1 protein-coding gene is annotated in these 532 nt (G+C 67.7%); it reads right to left on the minus strand.

Annotated elements, in window-relative coordinates:
* Window positions 1-532, minus strand: a 532-nt coding sequence (locus ON19_RS27250; protein WP_043698926.1) for an AAA family ATPase, incomplete at both ends; no start/stop codon positions are given.

Raw genomic sequence — 532 nt, forward strand, 5'->3', positions numbered from 1 at the left:
CGCGCTCCTTGCGCCGCAGTACCCCCTGACGCACCGGCATGCCCGGCGTCGCACGCATCTGCGGGATGATGCCCTCGACCTCTTCCGCGCCGCCGTGATGGTGGCCGGCGTCCACCAACGCCTGCTCGCGCGCCATCTGCGCCTCGTCCTTCTCCTCGGACATGCCGATCGGGCCGATCATGCGGCCGTTGAGGAACTGCTTGACCACCGGCTCGTCGGAGGTGAGCAGCACCTCACGCGGACCGAACATGACCAGCTGGCGGCGGAAGAGCATGCCGATGTTGTCCGGCACGGTGCGCGCGAGGTTGATGTTGTGCGTGACGATCAGAATCGTGGCGTCGATCTGCGCGTTGATGTCGATCAGCAGCTGAGACAGGTAGGAGGTGCGCACCGGGTCCAGACCCGAGTCGGGCTCGTCGACCAGGATGATCTGCGGATCGAGCACCAGGGCGCGGGCCAGCCCGGCACGCTTGCGCATACCGCCGGAGATCTCGCCGGGCAGCTTGTTCTCGGCCCCGAGCAGACCGGTGAG

The sequence above is a fragment of the Nocardia abscessus NBRC 100374 genome (assembly GCF_000308455.1).
Taxonomy (GTDB): domain Bacteria; phylum Actinomycetota; class Actinomycetes; order Mycobacteriales; family Mycobacteriaceae; genus Nocardia; species Nocardia abscessus.